This is a genomic window from Chromobacterium fluminis, from assembly GCF_011602385.1.
Lineage (GTDB): Bacteria > Pseudomonadota > Gammaproteobacteria > Burkholderiales > Chromobacteriaceae > Chromobacterium > Chromobacterium fluminis.
Genome location: NZ_JAAOMA010000003.1, coordinates 33161 through 48091, shown reverse-complemented (window position 1 = coordinate 48091; position 14931 = coordinate 33161). Strand labels below are relative to the sequence as shown.

Annotated in this window: 18 protein-coding genes; 6 read left to right on the top strand and 12 right to left on the bottom strand. The window is 64.0% G+C overall.

Annotated elements, in window-relative coordinates; genetic code table 11:
• Positions 1-37 precede the first annotated feature (37 nt).
• Complete coding sequence (locus HA052_RS03075) at positions 38-436, top strand: SRPBCC family protein (protein WP_166450717.1); 399 nt, start codon at positions 38-40, stop codon at positions 434-436.
• 304 nt (positions 437-740) lie between these two features.
• Here the strand turns inward: HA052_RS03075 and HA052_RS03070 are convergent, their stop codons facing one another.
• The 3 genes from HA052_RS03070 to HA052_RS03060 all read right to left on the bottom strand — a co-directional run bounded on the left by HA052_RS03070 (position 741) and on the right by HA052_RS03060 (position 4294).
• Complete coding sequence (locus HA052_RS03070; RefSeq protein ID WP_166450716.1) at positions 741-1700, bottom strand: GGDEF domain-containing protein; 960 nt, start codon at positions 1698-1700, stop codon at positions 741-743.
• Positions 1701-1799: 99 nt separating this feature from the next.
• Positions 1800-2921 (bottom strand): DmpA family aminopeptidase, encoded by a 1122-nt coding sequence (locus HA052_RS03065; RefSeq protein ID WP_166450715.1) that lies wholly within the window; start codon positions 2919-2921, stop codon positions 1800-1802.
• Between the two features lie 2 nt (positions 2922-2923).
• Positions 2924-4294, bottom strand: coding sequence for an APC family permease (locus tag HA052_RS03060; RefSeq protein WP_166450714.1), 1371 nt, complete (start codon positions 4292-4294; stop codon positions 2924-2926).
• Positions 4295-4408: 114 nt separating this feature from the next.
• On the opposite strand from HA052_RS03060, the gene HA052_RS03055 reads away from it, so the two are divergent.
• Positions 4409-5200, top strand: coding sequence for a helix-turn-helix transcriptional regulator (locus HA052_RS03055; RefSeq protein WP_166450713.1), 792 nt, complete (start codon positions 4409-4411; stop codon positions 5198-5200).
• A gap of 153 nt (positions 5201-5353) precedes the next feature.
• On the opposite strand, the gene HA052_RS03050 is transcribed toward HA052_RS03055, so the two are convergent.
• The 5 genes from HA052_RS03050 to HA052_RS03030 all read right to left on the bottom strand — a co-directional run bounded on the left by HA052_RS03050 (position 5354) and on the right by HA052_RS03030 (position 9296).
• A complete protein-coding gene (locus HA052_RS03050) occupies positions 5354-6127 on the bottom strand; it encodes a transporter substrate-binding domain-containing protein (RefSeq protein ID WP_277345058.1) in 774 nt (257 codons plus the stop codon).
• A 93-nt stretch (positions 6128-6220) separates the two neighbouring features.
• A complete protein-coding gene (locus HA052_RS03045) occupies positions 6221-6898 on the bottom strand; it encodes a hypothetical protein (protein WP_206118754.1) in 678 nt (225 codons plus the stop codon).
• Positions 6899-6984: 86 nt separating this feature from the next.
• On the bottom strand, positions 6985-7788 hold the full coding sequence (locus HA052_RS03040) for a transporter substrate-binding domain-containing protein (protein ID WP_166450711.1): 804 nt from the start codon (positions 7786-7788) through the stop codon (positions 6985-6987).
• Positions 7789-7852: 64 nt separating this feature from the next.
• Positions 7853-8374 (bottom strand): cupin domain-containing protein, encoded by a 522-nt coding sequence (locus tag HA052_RS03035; RefSeq protein ID WP_081544772.1) that lies wholly within the window; start codon positions 8372-8374, stop codon positions 7853-7855.
• 169 nt (positions 8375-8543) lie between these two features.
• Positions 8544-9296, bottom strand: a complete 753-nt coding sequence (locus HA052_RS03030; protein ID WP_166450710.1) for a copper homeostasis protein CutC — start codon at positions 9294-9296, stop codon at positions 8544-8546.
• A gap of 97 nt (positions 9297-9393) precedes the next feature.
• Here HA052_RS03030 and HA052_RS03025 point away from each other — a divergent pair, with 97 nt between their 5' ends.
• Positions 9394-9879 (top strand): MaoC family dehydratase, encoded by a 486-nt coding sequence (locus tag HA052_RS03025; protein ID WP_166450709.1) that lies wholly within the window; start codon positions 9394-9396, stop codon positions 9877-9879.
• Positions 9880-9894: 15 nt separating this feature from the next.
• Here HA052_RS03025 and HA052_RS03020 read toward each other — a convergent pair whose 3' ends face one another.
• Entirely contained in the window at positions 9895-10845 is a 951-nt protein-coding gene (locus tag HA052_RS03020) for a GMP reductase (protein WP_081544775.1), read from the bottom strand.
• A 188-nt stretch (positions 10846-11033) separates the two neighbouring features.
• Positions 11034-11681 carry a nucleotide-binding protein gene (locus tag HA052_RS03015; protein WP_346774538.1) on the bottom strand — a complete coding sequence of 216 codons (648 nt, stop codon included), beginning with the start codon at positions 11679-11681 and terminating at the stop codon, positions 11034-11036.
• A 103-nt stretch (positions 11682-11784) separates the two neighbouring features.
• On the opposite strand from HA052_RS03015, the gene HA052_RS03010 reads away from it, so the two are divergent.
• Positions 11785-12453 carry an HAD family hydrolase gene (locus tag HA052_RS03010; protein WP_166450707.1) on the top strand — a complete coding sequence of 223 codons (669 nt, stop codon included), beginning with the start codon at positions 11785-11787 and terminating at the stop codon, positions 12451-12453.
• A gap of 71 nt (positions 12454-12524) precedes the next feature.
• Here HA052_RS03010 and HA052_RS03005 read toward each other — a convergent pair whose 3' ends face one another.
• Positions 12525-13454, bottom strand: coding sequence for an exopolyphosphatase (locus HA052_RS03005; RefSeq protein WP_166450706.1), 930 nt, complete (start codon positions 13452-13454; stop codon positions 12525-12527).
• Between the two features lie 58 nt (positions 13455-13512).
• A complete protein-coding gene (locus tag HA052_RS03000) occupies positions 13513-14100 on the bottom strand; it encodes an IMPACT family protein (RefSeq protein WP_166450705.1) in 588 nt (195 codons plus the stop codon).
• Between the two features lie 117 nt (positions 14101-14217).
• On the opposite strand from HA052_RS03000, the gene HA052_RS27895 reads away from it, so the two are divergent.
• Both HA052_RS27895 and HA052_RS02995 read left to right on the top strand, forming a co-directional pair.
• Complete coding sequence (locus HA052_RS27895) at positions 14218-14346, top strand: hypothetical protein (protein WP_254894480.1); 129 nt, start codon at positions 14218-14220, stop codon at positions 14344-14346.
• Between the two features lie 147 nt (positions 14347-14493).
• Positions 14494-14928, top strand: coding sequence for an NfeD family protein (locus HA052_RS02995; RefSeq protein ID WP_166450704.1), 435 nt, complete (start codon positions 14494-14496; stop codon positions 14926-14928).
• Positions 14929-14931: the final 3 nt, after the last annotated feature.

Genomic DNA, 14931 nt, shown 5'->3' with positions numbered 1-14931 from the left:
TCTACACTCAAGTAGCATCGCCGTATTGGAGAATCCCATGTCCACGCCGCCGCGCCATCTCAGCATCAGTATTGCCTGCCCTTTCGCCCGCGCCTACGCCTTGCTGGCGCCGCCGGAAAACTTCCCGCACTGGGCGTCCGGCCTAGCCGGGGCCTTGCGCCGCGACGGCGACGGCTGGCTGGCGGACACGCCGCAAGGCGTGATGCCCTTGCGCTTTTCGCCGACCAATGACTACGGCGTGCTGGATCACTGGGTATCGCCGCCCGGGCAGGCGGAGGTCTACGTCCCCTTGCGCCTGCTGGCGCGCGATGAGGGTTGCGAGCTGCTGTTGACGCTGTTCCGCCAGCCCGGCGTCGACGACGCGCAATTCGAGGCCGACGCCGACTGGGTGACGCGCGATCTGGCCGCGGCCAAAGCCTGGCTGGAACGGAACTGAGCGGCCGCGTTCAATGCGCCGCCCGCGCCGCTTCGGCAGTGAAGCAGTGCAGCACGTGCCGGCCTATGCTGCCCGCCAGATATGTGCGCTCGGTACTCATAGAGATCGGGACGGCGCTCCAGGCGGCGCGCCCACTCTGAAAACGTATTTACGCTCTTGCAAGCAAGAGCGAGGCTTTGAACGGACTCTTGAATATTATTCGGAACGCATGCAATGCGCAGTCTGTTTTCAGACCAAAGGGGCATGAAAAGTGAAAGTTCCGGCGCAAAAACCACACGGACAGCCACGAAAAACTTGGTTGCGGCTACCTTTTAGCGGCCTTGATCGAATACATCAGTTCGTCGCCCTCCGCCAGCAAGGCTTCTATGGAGAAGTGGCGCTCCGCGTCCAGCTCCACGATGCCGTCGGAAAACGCCAGCCGATAAGGCAGGCCGGCGCCGGCATTGTAGGCGGCCAGATGGCGCGCGAATTTGGCCATCGCCGCCCGCGCCCGCTCATGTTCGACATCGGACAACAAGACCACGAACTCATCTCCGCCCAGCCGCGCCAGCAGGTCCGCGGCGCGGAACGAGGCCCGCATTTGCTCGGCGAAGGCCGCCAGCGCTTGATCGCCGGCTGCATGGCCGAAACCATCGTTGATCGCCTTGAACTTGTCCAGGTCCATAAAAGCCAGGCTGACCGGCAGGTTTTGCCGCGCGCAGAAATTGAGGCTGTATTGCGCCAGCAAGCGAAAGCCTCGCCGGTTGGAAAGGCCGGTCAACTCATCCGTGGTGGCGGCCTGGAAGGCAATCAGTTCCGCCTCCACCATGCGCGCCAGATCATGCAGGGCCTGCGCGTCGTCGTGATCGAACTCCCGCGGCTGGACGTCGATCACGCACAGGGTGCCCACCTTGGCGCCGTTGGCGGCATGCAGCGGACAACCGGCATAGAAACGGATATGCGGCGCGCCCATCACCAGCGGGTTGTCGGCGAAGCGCTCGTCCGCCAAGGCGTCCGGGATATAGAAGATGTCGTCGCCCAAAATGGCGTGGCCGCAAAAGGAAATGTCGCGCCCGGTTTCCGCCTCCGGCAGCCCAACGCAGGATTTGAACCACTGGCGGTTTTCGTCCACCAGGCTGACCAGGGCGATGGGCACCCGAAACAAGCGCTTGGCCATCCGGGTCAACCGGTCGAAACGCTCCTCCGCTGCGGTATCCAGCACGCCTAAGGCCCGCAGGCTCGCCAAACGCCGCGGTTCGTCCGCCGAAATATCCGGTGTTTTCATGCCCGCCTCCAGCACGTCGGTTCGCCGCCAGCGCGGCCATATAATGATAATAGCATCGCATGGCGCGAACCCAACGCCGGAGCCGGGCGGGTCTGCGGCTTAACGCGGACGCCAGCCGCTTTCCCGCAGGGCGCTTAGCAAGCGCTCGGCCTTAAGTCCATGCGCCGCGTGCCCGTGGTTGCCCGTCAAATCGCCCGCCGCCAGCAAAGCATTGACGATGGCCTCTTCCACCGCTTCCGCCGCCGCCTCGAACAAGGGCGAGAGATGGTCCGCGTTCACCATTTCCACCGCGCAGGTCAGCGCGCCCTTGCTGGCGTAATCGGTCATCGGCAAGCCCTGATTGCCGGTGGCGAAGGCCACGAAGATGTCGCCGCTGGAGTCCTCGGTGCCGCCGCCGGTGCGGGCGATGCCGATGCCGGCGCGCTGCGCCAGCCGCCGGCATTGATCCGGCAGCAAGGGCGCGTCAGTGGCCAGCACCGCCACAATAGAGCCCATGCCGGGCTGCGGCAGCCGCCCGGTCTCAAACGGAGAGGGAATCTCCGCGCAGCTCAGATGACGGCCCACCGGGTAGCCCTCCACCAATAGCGAGCGGCGCTTGCCATGATTGGCCTGCACCAACGCTCCCACGGTCCAGCCGCCCGCCTCCGCCGGCAGCCGCCGCGAGGCGGTGCCGATGCCGCCTTTGAATTCGTGGCAGATCATGCCGCTGCCGCCGCCCACGCTGCCCTCGGCCGGCAAGCCGCCGCTGGCTACCCTTTGCGCGGCGCGCGCGTGTTCTGCCCTTACGTGGAAGCCGTTGATGTCGTTGAGCAGGCCGTCGAAGGTTTCCAGCACCACCGGCATGGTCCAATACAGCTGCGGCTCGCCGGCCACCGCCTCGCGCTCGCCGGCGATCAAGGCGTCCCGCACCACGCCCACGCTATGGGTATTGGTCAGCGCGATCGGCGTGCTCAGCACGCCGGCCTCGCGCAGCCACTCCAGGCCGGCGGCGTCGCCGTTGCCGTTCAAGACATGCACGCCGGCAAAGCACGGCGTGCGCCGCGCCAGGCCCGGCCGCGGCTCGATCACCGTGACCCCGGTGCGCGCGCGGCGGCCGTCGTCGAAATCCGCCCAGGCGGCGGCGTGCCCCACCCTCACCCCGGGCACGTCCGTAATCGCGTTCAAGGGGCCGGGCTCGCCCTGGCCGATGCAAATGCCCAATGCTCTGGCTCGTTTCAACATACTCACCTCTCTTTCTGTTCTTCAACGATCAATACGACGGCGGGTGGTTTACGGCCCGCCAGCAAGAGCCCGGTCAGCGCGATGCCGCCGATAATCCACCAATCCCGCGCGGGCGCATCCCGCAGCACCGCCCACAACAGCGCCAGGCTGCCAACCCCCGCCAACAAGGGCGGCCACGGCCAGCCCGGCATGCGATAAGGGTGATGGTGCCGGCCCAGGCGGCTGCGCAAGGCCGCCAGCGCCAACAATAAGTAGTTCAGCATCAGGATGATTACGGTGAAGGAAGCCAGATCGCCCAGGCTGGAATGAAAGGTCAACAAGGCGGACGGGATGGCCAATGCCAGCGTGGCCACCCAGGGCGTGCCGAAGCGCGGGTGGATGCGCTGCAGCGCCCGGCTCGCCGGCGCCGGCCACAAACCATCCCGGCCGCTGGAGTACAAGAAGCGGCCGCTTTGCACCACGATGGCGATGATGGCGTTGAACACCGAGAGAAAGATGCCGCCGCTGATCACCCGCGCCAGCCCCGGGCTGCTCAAATGGCTGAGCACGTAGTTGATCGGATCGGCCTGCCGGCTCATTTCCGCCAGCGAGGGCGCGCCCAGGATCAGGGCGGTCACCGGTATCAACTCCACCAATACCACGATGGACAGCGCCGCCAGCACCGCCTTCGCCACCGGCCGGCCGCTTTCGCGCATGTCCTCGGCAAAGTACACCGCCCCGCCAAAACCGTTGTAAGCGAACACGGCCGTCCCCACCATGGCGGAGACTGTCGCGGCGGACACCGCGGCGAGGCCGCCGTCGGCCGCCGCCTTTACCGGCTGCCACAGCACGGCAGCCGGCTGCTGCGCTTCGCTGAAGCCCAGCCAGGCGATCAAGGCCAAGGCGGCCAGCTCCAGCAGCAGGAAGGAACCGGTCAGCCAGGCGTTCACCTTGATGTCCAGCACCGCAATGCCGAAACACAGCACAATCATGGCCAGCGCCACTTCGGCGCCGTCCAGGCGGGTGCCCAGCGCGGAGTTCAGATAGGGCGCGGCGCCGGTGGCCAGCACCGCGGGGATGAACAACAACAGACATAAAATCAGCAGATACATTTGCAGGCTGAGCGCGCGGCCGAACACCCGCTCGATGATCACGTATTCTCCGCCGGCGTTGGGATGGGCCGCGCCCAGCTCGGCGTAGCAGAGCGCAAACACGACGGCCAACGCCGCCGCCAGTACAAAGGCCAGAAAGGCCCCGCTGCCGGCGCCTTGCAGCGCAAACGGCGCGATCACGAAAATGGAACTGGCCGGCGTCACGCCGGACACGGTAATCAACACGACATCCGTCACGCTCAACGAGCGGCGCAATCCGGGGCGGCTTGCTGGCTGGCTCATTCTGTTCTCCTCTTGTCGCTATGGTCTTGTAGTCAGACTTGCGGAAGACAGTGTATTTTGACGCGGGAAGGTGCCCAATCACCGTGATGGGTTACCCCAAGCGGGGATTGCCGGATGGAAGCTTTGTTGAAGGAACTGCCGCTGCACCATCATCTGGCTCAGTTGATGGCGCAAATCGGCCTGCCCGGGTTTTGGCGCCAGATGGTCCTGCTGTTGCGCGGCGGCGTGCCGCTGGACAATGCGCTGGCCGCCTGCTACCACGCGGACGCGCCACCGCGGATTCTTGAGGAGTGTGATTTTCAGCATCAGGCCGTGGCGTCGCCGATGGCGCTTTACTGCCATGGGCTGTACCTACTGGACCCCTTCTATCAGTACACGCAGCGCCCTTTTGTCGACGGCATCCACCACTTGCCCGACATCGCGCCGGACCACTTCCGTCAAAGCGAATATTTTCAACGTTACATGAGCGGCGAAGTCGGCGTGGACGAGGTTCAGGTGCTGCTGCGCGTCGATGCGGGACAGGTCTTGTCATTGTCGCTGGGCAAGGCCAGCGAGTTCGAGCCCGCCGACATCGGCAAGCTGCGCGTGATGCAGCCCTGGCTGCTGTCCGCGATGCGGCGCCACTGGCAGTTGTGCTCCGCGCCCACACCTCCTTCAGCCAGCCTGTCAGACCAACTGACGCAGACGCTGAGTCATTTTGGCCACGGCAGGCTGTCCGAGCGCGAAGCCGAAGTGGCGCGGCTGACGCTGTGCGGCCTGTCCAGCAAGGCCATCGCCCAACAGCTGGCCATTTCGCCGGAAACGGTCAAGGTTCACCGCCGCAATCTGTATCTGAAGCTCGGCGTGGCCAGCCACGCCGAGTTGTTCAATTGCTATATCGAGCAACTACGCGGCAGTGAAACTTAGGACCTGTTCACGATCTGCCGCGCGTTATGAGACGTGACACGGTGAGTACCCCTTCGAAATGCTGATGTAGCTCTTGACCATTCCGCTTTCTCAGCGGTTTTCGCCTTGTCTCGCCCTGGCTCGCGAGATCGTAAACACATTCTTAGATCCCGCTTAGTTTCCCAGCCACTTGGCCGACAGGCCGGCGAATTCGCCGTTTTGCAGGCTCTGGCTCAGCCATTGATCCACCCAGGCTTTCCAGCGCCAGTCGTTGGGCAGCAGATAGGCCTTTTGCGAAAAGTCGAACGGCTTCTCCGGGTGCACCGCGCACAGCTCCGGATGCAGCTTCTGCTGATAACGGGTTTCCACCGCGTCCGTCACCATCAGATCGGCCTTGCCGTCTATGATCTGCCGGAAAATGGTGACGTTGTCCGGATGCACGGTCAGCGCGGCCGCCGGCAGGCGAGCGCGGGCGAACTTTTCATTGGTGCCGCCCGGATTGACGATCAGCTTGACCTGAGGCTGGTTGATCTGGGCGATGGTTTGAAAACGCTGGACGTTTTCGCAGCGGGTGATCGGCGTCTTGCCGTCGTTCAGATAGGGTTGCGAATACAGCGCCCGCTTCTGCCGCTCCAGATTGATCGACACCCCGCTCATCGCGATATCGAACTTGCCGGCAGCGTGATCGCGCATCAGCGTCGGCCAGCTGGTGGCCACCAGCTCCAGCTTGACGCCCAGCGCCCGCGCCAGGCTCTGGGCCATTTCGATATCCAGGCCGCGGTATTCGCCGCTGGAGTCGCGTTCGCTGAACGGGCGGTAATCGCCGGTGGTGCCCACGCGCACGCTGCCGCGTTGCAGGATGTCGTCCAGGCGGTCCGCCAGCGCCGGCTGGCCGGCGATCAGGCCGGCCAACAACAGGCAGCCCAGTATTGGTTTTTGCTTCATCATGGTTGCTTTTTTCTTGTGATGTTTACTCGTCGGACGCTGCCAGCGCCCGGCTCGAGCTATCCGCTGACGCGCAGCAGATCGTGAACCGATTCTTCAATAGGCCAGCGGGAAAGCGAAGACTTCGCGTTGATAGGTTTCCACCACCACGCTGAACGGCGCGTTATCGCTGCCGCGATACAGCACGGCACGGTGTTGCAGCACTTGCTGGGCAATATCCAGCCCGGCAGCGGCGGTCTCCGGAGCAGCGGCCTTCATTTCCCAGCCCGTCGGCAACGGCGACCACAGCAGTTTGACCTCCTCGGTCTGCCTGCGGAAATTCAGCGCGGCCACCGCGCGGCCAAACGGCACATCGCTGCTGTCCAGCAGGCGGTTCATTTCCTCGCTCAGCTTGGACGGCAGATACCAGTTGTCGGCCTCGGACAACACGTGCTCGCCGCAGGCCAGTTGCACGCGGCGGTAGGCGATGCGTTCTCCCGGCCGCGCCTGCAATTGGGCGCGCACTTCCGCGCTGGCTTCCTTGTGATCCGCCGGGTTGCGCAAGGCGCGGATCTGCGCCGGCGACGCCATCCGGTGATCGGCGCACCATTGCTGCAAAGTGCGGGTGGCGCTGCTATTGCTCAGCAAGGTGGCGTTCAGCGTTTGCAACAAGGCCAGCGCCTTGACGCGGGTGTCGCGGCCGTCCTGCCAGCCGGGATAAGACCAGGCCTCCGCCAAGGCCGGTCCGGCGGCCAGCCACAGACAGCCTGCGGCCAGAAGTGTTTTTTTATGCATTGGGATTCCCAAGTCAATCATGGAGCCGAAAATAATAAAGCAAAAACTTTAAGTTTGATAGCAAGTAGTCTCTGAATATTCTGTCTTCATTTGCGCGCAGTCCCGCCGCCTTCCCGGTGCGCTCCCGCCGCCCGCAACTGGGCGAGAAAAGCAGGCGCTTCCCGTTGCCGTTCCAGTTCCGCCCAGATCCTGCCCGGCAGGCTCGGTTCGCGGTACGCCAATTGGCGAGACAGTATCAGGAAATAAGATTTCTCTTCCAAGGGCAGCCGGCAGCGCTCTATCGCCTCCGCCAGCTCGGGATGGTCGCGCAGAATCTGCTCCGCGCGCGGCGTTTGCAACGCTGCGCCGCTCAAGCGCCGCAAACGCAACATCTGCAGAATAGCCAGCGGATCGCGGTTGCTGTCGTCTATCGCCACCTGCTGCTTGCGCAGGAAAACACCGATGGAAAAATCGGTCTGCATGCCTATCGGCGCCATGCCGCTGGACAGGCGCGCGCCATCCCAGTCCACCGTGGTGCCCTTGAGCCGATACAAGGAATAACTGGCGCTATGCAGCCGCTGACTGGCGTCCGGCGCGCCGTCCGACAACAGGGGGTACACCCCCCATTGCAAGCGCTCCGGCACGAAACTGGCGGCGAAGGCGCCGTCCATCTTGCCTTGGCGCAGCATATTGATGCAGCGCCGCCACGGCATTGGATGCAGGGACAGCTCCCGTTTCAACGCGCCCTGCAGGTGTTTGATCAGTTGAATGTCCAGCCCGCCGCCGCGGCCGTCCAGCCAGGGATAGGAGGCCTGGTCCTCGTAGCAGAGCAGCAAAGGCTCGGCCGCCGCCGCGCTCAGCGGCCAGGCCATCGTCAATGCCGTCGCAAGACTTAATGCCAGCCTCTTCATTGCCTTGTCCATTGATGAACGATGGTTCCGTTATCGCTCATGCCGCCGCCGCATGCCAAGCCGCCTATTTCCGGGCCAAGGCCTGCTCCCGCTCCAGCAAGTCGAAAATGCCGGGGCGCGCCGGCTCGCCGTCGTAATACGGCGCGCTTTCCAATCGCCCCACTTGTTTCAGATGGCGCACCAGCACCTTGCCGCTGTCCGGATAGACGCAGACCTCGTGCGGATCGTTGACGCCGATGCCGAGATAGACCAGGTCCTGATCGAAAGGGTTGGCGATCTGATGCGCGACGCCGGTGCCCGCAGGACAGGAAATACAGTCTCCCGGACCGATTTCCTGCAGGCTGTCGCCCAGGCGCAGCACCCCGCGTCCAGACAGCACATAGAAGATCTCGTCCTCTCGGGCATGGGAGTGAAAGGGACAACCCGCGCGCCCCGGCGGCAGACGGGTCAGATTGGCGCCCAGCCGGCCGGGCAAGGCGTCCAACGCCGGCGTCAGCGGCTGATAGCTGCCGCCCCATCCTTCCCCGTCCCGGTAGTCCACGGCTTCCACCTGATCAATATTGACCACATGCGACGGCTTGCTCATCTTGCGCTCCTTAAAACCGCTAACAAAAACCCTGACCCTGCGTTGCGCCTTCTTGTCGTACTCAAGCACGGCCTGCGTCGGCGCGCCTTGGTTCAGGTTCTCCGCCTCATAATGACCCGCTGCCGGGAAATGTCAGCATCATCCTGAAATCCGTTCCGCCCGACAAGCGTCAATCCAAGCCGCGCAGCAAATCCGCCATGGCTCTCACCGTTTCGACACAGGTTTCCATCCTGTCGTACTCGTCCATGCCCGCCGCCCCCATGCTCACCCCGGCTTGGCGATGGCGCATCGCGCTGGCCGCCCGAACCCGGGCAGAGGCGTGGAATTCACGGCAGCCGGTGGCCCGCGCCAGCTCGGCCAGCGTGTCCGGCCGCACGCCGCCCCCCGGCATCAGAATCAACCGCTCTCCCGCCTGACGACGCAAGCGGTCGATCAAAGCCGCGCCCCGCAGCGCGTCCGGCGCCTGGCCGGAGGTCAACACGCGCCGGCAGCCGCTGGCGATGATCTGCTCCAACGCCCGCTCGGGATCTCGCGCCATGTCGAAGGCGCGGTGGAAGGTGGTCGTCATCGGTCCGGCCAGCAGCACCAGCTCGCGGGTGCGCTCCGCATCCACGTCGCCGTCCGCGGTCAACAGGCCCAGCACCACCCCGTCCGCTCCCTGTTCGCGGCAGGCCAACACGTCGCGGCGCATGACTTCGAATTCGTCGTCGGAATACAGAAAATCGCCGCCGCGCGGACGCACGATCACATGCAGGCCGATGTCCAGCCTCTGCCGCGCCAGCGCAATCATGCCCGGCGACGGCGTGACTCCGCCGGTTTCCAGGCTGGCGCACAATTCCACCCTGGCCGCGCCGCCCCGCGCGGCGGCCAGGCAGGACGCCAGCGAGCCGGCGCACACTTCCAACTGTCTATCTTGCGACAAAATATCCCCCTTGCTCGGCTGAATGCCTTGCGGATTTTGACCCGTTTCGCCGGCCGCGTTAAGCTGCGCGCTCGAGATGACGCCAACGTAAGTCGATATGCTCTATTTTGAAGATTTGAAAGCGGGACAATTGTTCCACAGCCCCACCCACGTGCTAAGCGAGGAAGAGCTGATCGGCTTTGCCCGGCAGTATGATCCGCAGCATTTCCATACCAACCCGCAAAGCGCCGCGGACAGCCTGTTCGGCGGCCTAGCCGCCAGCGGCTGGCAGACCAGCAGCCTGAGCATGCGGCTAGTGACCCAGACCGAGCTTGGCAAGATGGCCAACGGCTTGATCGGCATGCAGATCGACAAGATGCGCTGGCCGCAGCCCACCCGCGCCGGCGACGCCTTGCGCGTCGCCGTGGAGGTGCTGGACAAGCGCCGCTCCAACAGCCAGCCTGGCTTCGGCGTGGTGAAAGTGCGCTGGACCACCCTCAATCAACGCGACGAGGTGGCCATGCAACTGGAGTGCTCGATCTGGGCGCAATGCCGCGCCCAGCCGCAAGAGGACGCGCCCCGTCCGGCGACGCAGCACGCCTGAGCCGAGCGGCCCGGATCAGCGGCGAACCTGGATCAGCTCGGCGTCGCGCAAGGCCTGCAAGGTGTTGCCGCCGGCGTAGCTGATCGAGGACTGCAGGTCTTCCTTCAGTTCGCGCAATAGCTTGCCGATGCTGCCCTTGTACTCCACCAGGATTTTCTTGCCTTCGACGTTGACGTAGGCGCCCTTATTGAACTGAGAGGCGCTGCCGAAGTATTCCTTGTAGTGTTTGCCGTTGATCTCGACGATCTCGCCGGCGGATTCGTCGTAACCGGCGAACAGCGAGCCCGCCATGACCATGCTGGCGCCGCAGGCCAATGCCTTGGCGATATCGCCGTGCTCGACGATGCCGCCGTCGGCGATCACCGGCACTTTGACCGCGGCCACGCAGTCCTGCACCGTGGAAATCATCGGGCGATGGAAGCCGGTCTTGTTCTTGGTGATGCAGACGCGGCCGCCGGCGATGCCGGCCTTGATCGCGTCGCAGCCCCAGCTTTCCAGGTCGCGCGCGGCCTCGGCGGTGGCGATGTTGCCGCCGATCAGGAAAGTACCGGGGAAGAGCTGCTTGATGTGCTTGATCATGCGCTCCGCCTTCACGCACCAGGCGTTGGCGATGTCGAGCGTCATGTATTCAGGGGTGAGTCCCGCTTGCTTGAGCGCGTCCAGCTGTTCGAGGGTATCTTCGTTGACGCCTACGCTGATAGAGGCGAACAGACCTTTTTCCTGCATGGCGCGGGTGAAAGCCACCGCGTCCACATTGAAGCGGTGCATGGTGTAGAACCAGTTCTGAGCGGCGAAGAGCTCGCTGGTCTCGGCGCAGACCACCGACTTCATATTCGACGCGTAGATCGGCATGTCGAAACGGCGCGGGCCGAATTGCACCGAGGTGTCGCACTCCTTGCGGCTGTCCACTACGGTCTTTTTCGGCACCAGGTAAACGTCGCCGTAATTGAGTTCTGTCTTGATCATGCGTGTGCTCCCAAAGCGGAAATAGAGTCAAAAAACGAGGGGCCCCAAATATAAACGGGAGCCCCGACGGCTCCCGTTTACAGTGTCCCCTGCGACGCCTCGCTTGGCTCGCACGCACTTACCGACACACCTTACGCCGCCGGTTTCTTCACGTCAAGCCATTTTATTTCAGATCAAGACAAAACATTTCACTTGTCGCACCAGCTTTCGTCTTCCTCGCCCAGCCAGTTGAGCAGCGGCTGCCAGGCTTCGCGGTCGCGCTGGGTGCGCGACGCCGGCAGGTCGAACAGAGACAGCCCGCTGGAAGCCGCCTGAACGTAAAGTTGGGTGTCGCGCAGCCAGGTCAATACCGGCACTTCGTGGTCCGCCAGAAATTTCTCCAGCTCGCGCGCGGAGCGGGTCCGCGGGTCCACCCGCATGCCCACCACCGCCATGAAGGCCTTGTTCTTCCGGATGGCCTTCTCTTCCAGCAGTTGCTCGAAAAAAGCCTCGCTCGCCCACATATCGAACGGCGACGGTTGAATAGGCACCAGGATGCGGCTCACCCGGGACACCAGGGCCGCCAGCTTCTTGCCGCGCAGGCCCGCCGCGCTGTCCAGCACCACCACCTCGGTGCCCTTGGGCGGCCGCGCCGCCTCGCCGGCCTTGACCTCCCAGCCGGCGATGGAGGGCAGCGCAGCGTCGCGTTGCGCCAGCCAGCCCAGCGAGGATTGCTGCCGGTCCACATCGCCCAGCATCACGCGTTTGCCGCGCGCGGCGTAATAGCCGGCCAGATTGGTCGCCAAGGTCGATTTGCCGCTGCCGCCCTTGGGATTGGCTACCAATACCGATTGCACATCCGCCTCCTCTGCCGTTTGCGATGGCACACTATACCAGAGGGGGAGCGCTTGCCGCAGCCGGGCTATCGGGGTAAGGTCGAAGCCCGGAAAAGGAGCCCGCATGCCGCAAAACTATGACGCCATTCTGTTCGACATGGATGGCTTGATGATAGACACCGAAAGAATTTCCATGGAGTCCTGGCGCCGCGCCGCCGATGAACTGGACATGACGCTCAGCGATCAGCTGCTGCTGGACATGGTGGGCCTGTCCATGCGCCGCTGCACCGAATTCCTCAGCGAAAGACTGGGCAGCCAAGACGACGCCGTCGCGCTGCAGAACGTGGGCCGCAGGCATTACTGGCAGATGCTGGAGCATGAAGAGATCCCGCTGAAGCACGGCATCGAGGCGCTGTTGAACTGGGCGCTCGCGCAGGGCCTGCCGCGCGCGGTGGCCACGTCCACCCAGCGCCAACTGGCGGACATCAAGCTGGGCCGCACCGGGCTCTCGCGTTACTTCGACACCGTGGTGGCCGGCGACGAAGTGGCCCACACCAAGCCGGCGCCGGACGTCTACCTGGCCGCCGCGCGCAAGCTAGGCGTCGACCCCCAGCGCTGCGTAGTGCTTGAGGACTCGATCTACGGCCTGCACGCCGGCGTTGCCGCCGGCATGCGCGTGATTCTGGTGCCGGACTTGGTGACCCCGCCGGCGGACCAGACCCATCACGCGCTGGCGGTATGCCAGGACCTGCATCAGGCCCTGGACGTGCTGCGACAGTTGGCCGACGTTTAGCGCCTGTTCACGATCTTGCGCGGCCTCGCGCTGGCCCGCGAGATCGTTAATGGGTTCTAGAGCCTGTTTTCTCAGCCGTGACCGCGGATGCGCGCGACCAGCTCGTCGCGCACGTCATCAGCCTGGTCATTGCCCACCTGGCAAGTGCCGGCCGCTTCGTGACCGCCTCCGCCGTACTGCAGCATCAGCGCGCCGACATTGGTGCGCGAGCTGCGGTTAATGATGGACTTGCCCACCGCGAACACCGTGTTCTGGCGATTGACGCCCCATAGCTGATGAATGGAGATGTTGCAGTCCGGGAACAGCGCGTAAATCATGAAGCGGTTGGTCGGGTGAATCACATCTTCATGCAGCAGATTCAACACCACCAGGTTGCCATAGACGCGGGAACAGCGCCGGATCTGCTCCTTGGCCAGCGCCTCGTGCTTGGCGTACAACTCCACGCGCTCCTGCACGTCCGGCAGGGCCAGGATCTGATCGATGCCGTGATCGCGGCAATAACGAATCAAGTCCAGCATCAACTGATAATTGCTGATGCGGAACTCCTTGAAGCGCCCCAGACCCGTGCGCGCGTCCATCAGGTAATTGAGCAGCACCCAGCCGGAGGGGTGCAGCACTTCCTGCAAGGTGTACTGCGCGGAATCGGCCTTGTCCACCGCCTCCATCATCTCGTCGCTGATCTTGGGAAACGCCTGCTTGCCGCCGAAATGGTTGTACACCACCCGCGCCGCCGACGGCGCCTTGGGGTCTATCACGTAATTGTCCGCGCTGGAGTTGCGCAGGGTTTCGGAAAGATGGTGATCGACGACCAGATGCGCCGCCGCCACGTACGGCAGGTTGGTGGTGATGTCGTTCTCGGTGATCTCCACCTTGCCGTCCTGCATGTCCTTGGGGTGGGCGAACTTGATCTCGTTGATCAGATTCAGCTCGTTGAGCAGCACCGCGCACACCAGTCCGTCGAAATCGCTGCGCGTCACCAGGCGATATTGCTGTTGCGACATGAGTTCCCTCTCTCCAGCGTGAAGGGCCGGCGCGGCCCCGCCCGCGCCGTACGGCGCCTCAGTCGGCCGGCGACACCTCCAGCGCGCCGGCCATCCCGTCCGTCAACGCCGCCAACAGGGCCTCCGCCTCGGCGAGGGGCAAGCTCAGCCTCAAGCTCACCCGCTCGCCGTAACTGGGGGCCGACACCGGCACCCCCAGTTCCTGGCATAAATGGCGCAGCCGCGCCTCGCCGGCGAAATCCACCGTCGCCTCGTAATCTCCGCGCGGCACCACCGCCACCAGGCAGGCCGCGTCCATCGCGGCGTTAACAGCTTGAGTGTAGGCTCTGACCAAGCCGCCCGCACCCAATTTAATTCCGCCGAAATAACGCACCACCACCGCCAGCACATCGCAGACGTCCTTGTGCCTAAGCACGTTGTACATTGGCCGCGCCGCGGTGCCGGAAGGTTCGCCGTCGTCGTCCAGCATGGAGTCCGCGCCGCACAGCAGCACCGCGCAGTAATGACGCGCGTCCGGCCATTGGGCACGGATCTCCGCCAGCCGGGCCAGCGCCTCCTCCCGGCTGCTCACCGCTTGCACGATGCCGATGAAACGGCTCTTCTTGATTTCAACCTCGGCCTGCGCCAACGCTTGCAAATGGAACATTCCATCCCTCTGGCTGTCTGAAGGGGTGGATTGTACCCCTATCGCCGGCAAAGCACCGGGGCAAGCACTACAATGAAAACGGGAATGCGCCTTGTTCACCTTAAAGGAGCCAAAGCCATGATCATCCTACTCGTCGTGCTTGCATCGCTGCTTGCCGTAATCTGGGTCATGCTGGACAAATTCTGGCTGGATGACGAGGAAGAGGCTCGCCTGTCCCATTATCTGCCGGACAAGGATCATGTCTGAGAACCGGTTCAGGGTCTCGCGAGCAAGAGCGAGGCCGTAAACCGGTTCTAGGCGTTCGCCTGTTTTTTTGACGGTCGACGCCCGCTCGCTTGTCATTCCGCGGCGATGGCATGAAAATGAGCGCTTCAATTTGACAAGGGCATTGTTTTGCCGCTAACCGCCATCTGGATTGCCAGCGCGCTGATCGCGCTGATCGCCGAGTTTTACTCCGGCACCTTTTACCTGCTGGTCGTCGCCGTCGCCATGTTGTGCGGCGGCGTCTCTGCCTGGCTAGGTGCGTCCGAAGCTAGCCAATACGTGATCGCCAGCATCGCCGGCGTGATCGGCGTGGCGCTGGTTTACGCTTACAAGCGCCAGCATCCGTCCACCGCAGCCCAGCCGCGGGCAGACGACCCGGACCTGGGCCAGCCGGTGCAAATCCTCCACGCCTCCCCCGCCGGCCATGTCCGCGTGCAATACCGCGGCGCGGCCTGGGACGCGTCTCCCGTCGACGGCGCCGCGCTGGAAGCCGGCGCCACCGCCTACATCGTCGGCCGCGACGGCAATCTGCTCAAAATCAGTTCAACCCAACCGGAACAATAAGAC

Bases quoted from the DNA above. Each gene is read 5' to 3' on its own strand.
- HA052_RS03075 (WP_166450717.1), top strand. From the start codon at position 38: ATGTCCACGCCGCCGCGCCATCTCAGCATCAGTATTGCCTGCCCTTTC.
- HA052_RS03070 (WP_166450716.1), bottom strand. From the start codon at position 1,700: ATGAAAACACCGGATATTTCGGCGGACGAACCGCGGCGTTTGGCGAGC.
- HA052_RS03065 (WP_166450715.1), bottom strand. From the start codon at position 2,921: ATGTTGAAACGAGCCAGAGCATTGGGCATTTGCATCGGCCAGGGCGAG.
- HA052_RS03060 (WP_166450714.1), bottom strand. From the start codon at position 4,294: ATGAGCCAGCCAGCAAGCCGCCCCGGATTGCGCCGCTCGTTGAGCGTG.
- HA052_RS03055 (WP_166450713.1), top strand. From the start codon at position 4,409: ATGGAAGCTTTGTTGAAGGAACTGCCGCTGCACCATCATCTGGCTCAG.
- HA052_RS03050 (WP_277345058.1), bottom strand. From the start codon at position 6,127: ATGATGAAGCAAAAACCAATACTGGGCTGCCTGTTGTTGGCCGGCCTG.
- HA052_RS03045 (WP_206118754.1), bottom strand. From the start codon at position 6,898: ATGCATAAAAAAACACTTCTGGCCGCAGGCTGTCTGTGGCTGGCCGCC.
- HA052_RS03040 (WP_166450711.1), bottom strand. From the start codon at position 7,788: ATGAAGAGGCTGGCATTAAGTCTTGCGACGGCATTGACGATGGCCTGG.
- HA052_RS03035 (WP_081544772.1), bottom strand. From the start codon at position 8,374: ATGAGCAAGCCGTCGCATGTGGTCAATATTGATCAGGTGGAAGCCGTG.
- HA052_RS03025 (WP_166450709.1), top strand. From the start codon at position 9,394: ATGCTCTATTTTGAAGATTTGAAAGCGGGACAATTGTTCCACAGCCCC.
- HA052_RS03020 (WP_081544775.1), bottom strand. From the start codon at position 10,845: ATGATCAAGACAGAACTCAATTACGGCGACGTTTACCTGGTGCCGAAA.
- HA052_RS03010 (WP_166450707.1), top strand. From the start codon at position 11,785: ATGCCGCAAAACTATGACGCCATTCTGTTCGACATGGATGGCTTGATG.
- HA052_RS03005 (WP_166450706.1), bottom strand. From the start codon at position 13,454: ATGTCGCAACAGCAATATCGCCTGGTGACGCGCAGCGATTTCGACGGA.
- HA052_RS03000 (WP_166450705.1), bottom strand. From the start codon at position 14,100: ATGTTCCATTTGCAAGCGTTGGCGCAGGCCGAGGTTGAAATCAAGAAG.
- HA052_RS27895 (WP_254894480.1), top strand. From the start codon at position 14,218: ATGATCATCCTACTCGTCGTGCTTGCATCGCTGCTTGCCGTAATCTGG.